Origin of the sequence: Limosilactobacillus coleohominis (assembly GCF_016901675.1) — a bacterium.
Taxonomy (GTDB): domain Bacteria; phylum Bacillota; class Bacilli; order Lactobacillales; family Lactobacillaceae; genus Limosilactobacillus; species Limosilactobacillus intestinavium.
Genome location: NZ_JACJKU010000013.1, coordinates 22,509 through 28,937, shown reverse-complemented (window position 1 = coordinate 28,937; position 6,429 = coordinate 22,509). Strand labels below are relative to the sequence as shown.

The 6,429-nt window shown below is 40.6% G+C and carries 6 protein-coding genes; all 6 read right to left on the bottom strand.

The window, feature by feature from the left end; translation table 11 throughout:
- The coding region (locus H5975_RS02425; protein WP_204784733.1) for a ParA family protein at positions 1-367 on the bottom strand (367 nt) is incomplete at its 3' end.
- 17 nt (positions 368-384) lie between these two features.
- A complete protein-coding gene (locus H5975_RS02420; RefSeq protein ID WP_204784732.1) occupies positions 385-1,332 on the bottom strand; it encodes a ParB/RepB/Spo0J family partition protein in 948 nt (315 codons plus the stop codon).
- Positions 1,333-1,357: 25 nt separating this feature from the next.
- A complete protein-coding gene (rsmG, locus tag H5975_RS02415) occupies positions 1,358-2,086 on the bottom strand; it encodes a 16S rRNA (guanine(527)-N(7))-methyltransferase RsmG (protein WP_204784731.1) in 729 nt (242 codons plus the stop codon).
- A 113-nt stretch (positions 2,087-2,199) separates the two neighbouring features.
- Positions 2,200-3,120 (bottom strand): ribonucleoside hydrolase RihC, encoded by a 921-nt coding sequence (gene rihC, locus H5975_RS02410; protein ID WP_204784730.1) that lies wholly within the window; start codon positions 3,118-3,120, stop codon positions 2,200-2,202.
- Between the two features lie 78 nt (positions 3,121-3,198).
- A complete protein-coding gene (locus tag H5975_RS02405; protein WP_178661177.1) occupies positions 3,199-4,398 on the bottom strand; it encodes a NupC/NupG family nucleoside CNT transporter in 1,200 nt (399 codons plus the stop codon).
- A 459-nt stretch (positions 4,399-4,857) separates the two neighbouring features.
- Positions 4,858-6,222, bottom strand: a complete 1,365-nt coding sequence (locus H5975_RS02400) for an amino acid permease (RefSeq protein WP_204784729.1) — start codon at positions 6,220-6,222, stop codon at positions 4,858-4,860.
- Between the last annotated feature and the right edge of the window lie 207 nt (positions 6,223-6,429).

Genomic DNA, 6,429 nt, shown 5'->3' with positions numbered 1-6,429 from the left:
ATATATAGTCATATTGGTCTTGAACATCCTCAAACCCATCTTTGAGCCGCGTTTCTCGCGCCATCATGGATGTAAGTTCGACCTCTGCACCCGACAATTCAATTGTAGTTGGTGCAATGTCTAATCCCCGGTGACTACTAGGGCGAATCACATCATGCAGTGCAACATCATTAATCAAAACATCATAAACGCTTTGTTCAATCTTCTTTTTGTTAATTCCCAAACCGCTAGTGGCATTTCCCTGCGGATCAAGGTCGATTAATAATACTTTTTTACCAGCATCGGCCAGGCAAGCTCCCAGATTAACACTGGTAGTAGTCTTGCCGACTCCACCTTTTTGATTGGCCAGTGCAATTACTGTCCCCATCTTGTCAGCTCCTCTCACTACTTATTCTTTGGAATCTTAATGGTGATCTTGTAAGCATTCTTTAGCGTTTGTTCTGACATTTCAGCCTTTACGCCGCCTTCTTTAATCATCTTCACAGAATCCTTAATTGTATTCATTGCGATTCGTGGATCACTAACCTTAATTTTAGGTGCAGGTGTCGCCTTCTTTGTAGTGTGCGACTTCTTAGCCTTCTTTTGTTTACTCTTATTAGTTGCTGTTTTGGCAGTAGTTTTAATTTTTACATTTTCTTCGTTTTCTAAACGTTCCCGTTCTTTAGCTGCTTCGACTTCAGAAGGTAATGGTTTACCTTGAATTCTAGCCACCTCATCCTCAGTTTGACGAACGTTCAGTTTTTCGTTCACAATTCGCATCAGCATTTTACGTTGTTGATCGTCATCCAACGTCAAAAGAGCACGACCGTGGCGCTCACTAATCAGGCCATCCAAAATCGCATTCTGTACTGGTGTGATGAGCTTTAACAACCTCAATTTATTTGCAACAGCTGACTGACTCATTCCCATCCCGCGAGCTAATTTAGCCTGCGTTAAATTATTCAAGTTCATTAACTTTTGATATGCTTGAGCCTCTTCAACAGGACTCAACTGCGAACGTTGTAAATTTTCAATCAAAGCTAACGACGCGGTTTCATGATCATTCATTTTTTCTACAATGGCCGGTGCTTGCTCCCACTTAAGGAGTTTCATTGCCCGAAAACGTCGTTCACCTGCAATAATTTCATATTTAGCCGGCTCATATTCGCGCAAAATGATTGGTTGTAATAGGCCATGAGCCTGAATGGTTTCTGCTAATTCTTGAATACCTGTTTTATCAAACACCTGCCGTGGTTGATACCGGTTAGGTTCAATTTGATCAAGCGGAATCTCAACCACTTGGTTTTTGGCATGGTGATTGTTTTTTCCAATCCCAAAAATTGAAAATGCCATATTATTTCTCCCTCATCTTACATTTTTATAATGGTTTCTTTGCTGGTAGCCCAGCCCGTCGTGGATACTTATTAGGGGTTGATTGTTCCTTATCAATAATAATTAAATTGCGTTCTTCTGGAACTGGAACAGTCGGCAGTTCCAACTGATATGTCGAACGGATAGTACCGCCGAGCTTTTGTAAGGCAGCCTTGGAAGCCGCAATTTCGTCATCCGCGGCCTGAGCTTTATATGCTAAGAAAATTCCGCCAACTTTAGCTGCTGGTAAACACAATTCACTTAACACTGACAAACGTGCCACCGCACGCGCAGTTACTACATCAAAGTGTTCACGATTGGGACTTCCTTTTTTGCTGAAATCTTCCGCACGGGCATGAACCAAGGTCACATCAGTTAACCCGAGCCGATCAACCAATTCCTGTAGAAAACTAATCCGTTTATTAAGTGAATCAACAATGGTTACTTTTAACTGTGGAAAGGCAATTTTAAGTGGTAATGATGGGAACCCTGCTCCTGCACCAATATCACATAGTGTCAACGAAGCCGTTTGCAGTTTTGGAAGTGCCAGTGCTCCTGTGATCGAGTCATAGAAGTGTTTTAGATACACTTCATTCTCCTCAGTAATGCGGGTCAGATTAACCATTTTATTAGTAGTTACTAAGTCCTGATAATATTGTGCAAACTGATCCATCTGGTGATGATCTAGTTCAATTTGGTATTTTGCAAGTGCTTGCCGAAATTCTTCTGGATTCATTCTACCGTCCTTTCCGTGAAACACAAAATTGTTTCACGTTACCTTTTTACTTTACCTTAAAAAAGCCCCCGTTTCAACCATCACGAGAGCTTAATCATTGATTAATTCAACTTTTATTTCATTTGAGCAACTTGGTCTAAGAACCAATTGTTAAAGAATTCATCATCAATGTCTACACACACTTTGGCATTAGTTTTACCATCGTGGTATGCCCCACGCACATCCGCAATGGTGGCACCAATTGCTGGTCCATCAGTTTGAACATCAATCCATAAGTCTTTGGTAGTAAAGGCTTCTGGATGGAGCAAGTAGAAAATGGTGTTAACATCATGCATTGGCCGACCCTGGTCGCCACCACTAACATCATTGTAATGACTAATTAAACCATAAAGCATTTGACCAGTTTCGTTCATATCTTTTAATTGTTTGAGACTTGCATCTGTTAATAGTGCTTTTAAGGTAACATCTAAGCCAACCATAACAATTGGCACCCCAGATTCATACATAATACGTGCTGCATCCGGGTCTGTAAAAACATTGAACTCAGCCGCACTTGTCATGTTACCGCCTGAGATGGAACCACCCATGGCCACAATCTGCTTAATATGACTCTTAACTTCAGGATATTCCTTAAAGAGCAAGGCAATGTTAGTATACGACCCCGTTGGTACTAACGTCACTTCATCTTCAGCCATGATTGCATCATGAAGGGCCTGAACAGCTGTCTTAGCAATTGGGTGACCATAGTTATCCCCAAAATCATACCCTTCCATTCCAGATTCACCATGAATCCGGGCAGCATCTTCAAATGGTTTAATCAGTGGCTCAGCAGCCCCTGCGGCAACAGGAATTTGGTCACCCTTGCCAAAGAAATTAACAATCTTCAGTGCATTGGCAGTTGTTTTATCAACCGTCACATTACCCGCAACGGCAGTTACCAGTTTCAAATCAATTGCAGGATTATTAATCGCCATGGTTAAAGCAGCTGCGTCATCAATACCAGGGTCAGTGTCCATAATAATCTTTGTAGTCATGAGTATCCCTCCATTTTCAACAATAGTGACAAAAAGAGACTGAAGTCCCCTCCAGCCTCCTTCACGGTTTATTTTAAATTACCATACGAACAATCCAACCATTGCAGCTGAAAGTAGGGATACCAAAATTCCTGAAAGAACTAGGTAACCAATATTACGTGCAATGTAGTTGTTTGTTTCTTTATCAACCAAGCCCTTAAATGCACCAATAATCATTCCTAAGGTACCAAAGTTAGCAAAGGAAGTAACAAAGGTGGTTAAAACAGCTTGGAAATGTGGTGTGAAGTGAGCAATCTTATTCGTCATGCTTCCCATTACCACGAATTCGTTCGTAATTAACTTCATACCCATATTTTGTGAAAGAATCCATGCATCATGAACATTCAATCCCATTAACCATGAGAATGGGAACATGATAACCCCTAAGATACTTTCAAGGGATAGTGGTTTCCAGAATAGGCCAAGAATCTTATCAATCAATGCTGCTAATGCTACGAAAGCAACAACGTTGGCAATGATAATTAAGATTAGCTTACCGGCACCCAGAATGGAGTCACCTAAGAAACTAAAGAATGGTTCTTTCTTTTCATCAGTGTCATTCACAGTAACAATGGTGTCATCCGCTGCGTCCACCTTAACAGGGTTCATTAAGCTAGTAGCGATCAATGAGTTGATAATGTTAATAGGAATGGCAGTTAAAATATAACGACCAGGCATCATTTCAACATATGACCCCACCATGGCAGCTGTGATACAAGACATCGACATCATTGCAATGGTTAAATTACGTGCCTTTGACATTTTACGTAATTGCAATTCAGAAACGGCCAAAACTTCTGTGTTTCCAAGGAACATCATTTCAACTGCAAAGAATGATTCGAACTTTGGTTGACCTGTAATAAATGACAGGCCCCGACCAATCCACTTAATTACCCATGGTAAGAAACCAATGTAGGTTAAAATATCAAACATTGGTACAACCATGAGGATTGGCATCAATGCAGAACAAATGAAGTTTAGGTTCTTTGCGTTGTACCAAGAACCTAAAGCAAATGTTGTCCCCTTAGCCGAAGCATCAACTAACCATACGAACCCGTCAGCCGCAGCTTGAACGCCACGACGGCCAACTGGCGAACCAATCAGGAAGGCTGCCAAAACGATGTTAATGACTACCATAATCGCAATGGCCTTCCAGTTAATATTTTTCTTATCCTTTGAGAATAAGAAACCGATGAACAAGAATACAATCAGTCCAACGATATTAATCGCAAGATACATTCTCAAACCCCTTTCTGTAAAAAACCGATATGAACTCCTATTAGCTCCATTACAATAAACCTGTAATAGTCTTTTTAATAAATATACCTGACGAATAGTACCGTGTAAAGACATTTTTTGTTAACAATCGCACAAACAAACTTAGCTATTGATAAGAAAATAAAAAAGGAGCCATTACTGACTCCCGAAGGAAAGACTATCTGCCGTTGCATATTTGTGTTAAACAAACCATATATCAATTAAAGTAACTTAATTATTGTCCAAGGGGGTTTAAAGCCTTGGTAGAAATTCGACAACTAGTCTTTTGACCTTATTATGTTGATGTGATGTGGGGGTAAGAATTGTACCTGTTTTTACAGGTTGTTATCAGGCAACGGTACTGATCTTTCCACACCTATATTATAATTCTTCAGAAAATAAATATCAATCAAAACACTGATGTTTCAGCAATGAAAGCGCTTATTGTTGTTTAGAAATTCGTCGTTTTTCCACCATTGTGTAACCAATAAATAGACAAATGAAGAAGATTACTGACACAATCAACGCTGGTCGAGTTGAAGGGATAAATAAGAGGACAATTAAAACTGCCACAAAGAAAATAATTGTTAGCCAATCAGTAAATGGATAACCAGGCATCGTAAAGTTAGTTACCCCTTGCGGATGGGCTTTGCGATATTTGATATGGCACCACAGGATGAACAGCCAAACGAAAATAAAGTTGATTGTGGATACTCCGGATACCAATTCAAAAATACCGGCCGGCATAATGTAATTCAAAATAACAACAACAAAGAGGATCAATGATGAGAATTGTAAGGCTTGGTTAGGAACTGCCTTAGCACTTAATCTCTTGAAACGTGCAGGTGAGTTACCACCGGTTGCTAAAGAGTATAACGAACGACTAGTGGAGAAAATGGCACTGTTAGTTGCAGACATTGCTGCTGTTAATACAACGAAGTTTAGGATCCCAGCTGCACCAGTAATCCCAATCCCAGCAAATACTTGGACGAATGGACTGGAACTAGTTTTGATATCAGTCCATGGATAAACAGACATAATAGCTAACATGGATCCAATATAGAAAAGCCCAATTCGTACCGGTAACGTATTAATTGCTTTTGGAATATCATGTTGGGGATCTTTTGTTTCACCCGCGGTTAACCCCACCATTTCGATTCCGACAAATGCAAAGACAACCATTTGGAATGACATTAAGAAACCAATTGGCCCCTTAGGGAACAAGCCACCATGGTTTACCAGATTAATGAGGCTCGCATGACCTGTCTTAGTTGGCGTATGCATAATTACCATTACGAACCCTACAGCGATTAACGCCACAATTGCCAATACTTTAATTGTTGAGAACCAAGTTTCAAGTTCACCGAAGAGCCCAACATTCACCATGTTGACCAGCATTAGTAAAATAATAATCACCAACGGACCAATCCACTGAGGAAGGTCTGGGAACCAATACTTTAGATAGATCCCGGTCGCCGTTAAATCAGCCATTGCCAGACTTAACCAACAAGACCAGTATGTCCAACCGGCCACAAATTCCATTCGATCACCCAGATATTCTTTAACTGAGTCAATAAATGAATGTTTGCTAGTATCTGCCAATAAAAGTTCACCCAGCGCACGCATCATGAAGAAACAGAAAATCCCAACAATCAGGTACGTCAAAATAATTGATGGTCCAGCGGCCTTAATGGCACTCCCGGAGCCCAGAAACAGCCCGGTACCAATGGCCCCACCAATTGCGATCATCGTAATATGACGACTCTTTAGTGAACGTGAAAGTTTTTGCTCTTGTTGCTCATCCATGTGATAACTCCCCTTTCTCAATAAAAAAAGCCCCTGGTATCACAAATACCAGGGACGTTTGTCAACGCGGTTCCACCCATCTTCGCAAATCAATAATTGACTTGCCTCTCGGTCAATAATGGAACCACCCATTTCACGCGTAAAATGCCATTAACGACCACTGACTTTCAGCCATTGTCAGTTTCTCTGTCGGTCGCTCTTATTAAA